Here is a 1,225-nt window from a genome sequence, read left to right as displayed (position 1 = left end):
TGAGCCGGAAGGTGTCGCCCCGTGATCGAAACAGCTTCCCGCTGATCGGGGATGCCGCGTCGATCACGCTGCTGGAGCGCCGGGCCGATGCCGGCACCATCGAAGCGGATGTGAAGATGGACGGCGCGCGTCACGCGGCGCTGATCATTCCGGCCGGCGGCTTCCGACGCCCTTCCGATGCGGAAACCGCCGAGATGGTGGAAGATGAGGAGGGCAATGTCCGCGCGCTCGACCATCTTAAGATGGACGGCTCGGCGGTTTTCAACTTCGTGATGTCCGAAGTGCCGGAGCTGATCGGCGATCTGCTCGCGCGGACCGGCACCGGGGTGGAGGAGGTGGACGCCTTCCTGTGCCACCAGCCGAACCGCTTCATGCTGCAGAAGCTCGCCGACAAACTCGCTGTTCCGCATGCGAAGATGCCCAGCAACATCGTCGAAAACTTCGGAAATTCGAGCGGCGTGACGATCCCGCTTGCGGCCACTTTCAATCTGGGCGAAGCGCTCCTGACCGGCCGCAGGACAGTCTGCCTCGCCGGATTTGGCGTAGGCCTGACCTGGGGCGCGATGCTGATGGAGCTGGGCCCGCTCCGGTTCTGCGAGATGATCGACTATGGCGAAGGCGGATGAGATGGACGCGTTTCTGACGGAGATGGCCGAGATTCTCGAAGAGGATCATGTCACGATGTCGGACGAGCTCGGCCGCTTCGAGAGTTGGGACTCGCTCGCCAGTCTTTCGGTGATGGCGATGGCCGACAGCAAGTTCGGCGTGAGAATCGCCTCCCAGGAGCTCAAATCCGTCGTGACGATCGGTCAACTCTACGAATTGATCGGTTCCAAGAAGGCGTAGCCGATGGCGCCTCTCAATCCGCTGCGGGTGGCCGGCCGTCATCTTCCGGTGATCGGTTCGACATCGGTGGTCGACAGTGGCTATCTGGCGCGCTGAGTGTCTGGAAACCGCCCGATGTCGGAGCCGCCCACGCCTGCGACCTACCTGCTGATCACGGGGGCCTCCTCCGGCATCGGCCGTGAGATGGCGGTCTCTCTCTCCGGGCAATACCGGCTGATCCTCTCGGGCCGCGACCCCGGGCGCCTCCAGCAAACGCGGCAGGCCTGCCAAGCGCCCGACCGGCACCTGTGCTGGGCACGCGACCTCGCGGATGTCACGACGCTGGCACAAGCGCTGCCGGCCTTCCTGCGGGAGAACGACGCCCGCGTCACCGGCTTCG

The 1,225-nt window shown here is 64.7% G+C and carries 3 protein-coding genes; all 3 read left to right on the top strand.

The features are described from left to right. A partial coding sequence (locus MZTS_RS24360; protein WP_281397101.1) for a 3-oxoacyl-ACP synthase III family protein occupies window positions 1–626 on the top strand: 626 nt, incomplete at its 5' end. Between the two features lies 1 nt (window position 627). Next, entirely contained in the window at window positions 628–846 is a 219-nt protein-coding gene (locus MZTS_RS24355; RefSeq protein ID WP_192285884.1) for an acyl carrier protein, read from the top strand. Window positions 847–960: 114 nt separating this feature from the next. After that, window positions 961–1,225 (top strand): SDR family NAD(P)-dependent oxidoreductase (locus tag MZTS_RS24350; RefSeq protein ID WP_192285882.1); only part of this gene is annotated, 265 nt, incomplete at its 3' end.

It is taken from the genome of Methylorubrum zatmanii, assembly GCF_014845115.1.
In the GTDB taxonomy this organism is placed as follows: Bacteria; Pseudomonadota; Alphaproteobacteria; order Rhizobiales; family Beijerinckiaceae; genus Methylobacterium; species Methylobacterium zatmanii.
The sequence above is the reverse complement of the archived record's forward strand: the minus strand, read 5'-3'. Positions and strand labels throughout refer to the sequence as shown.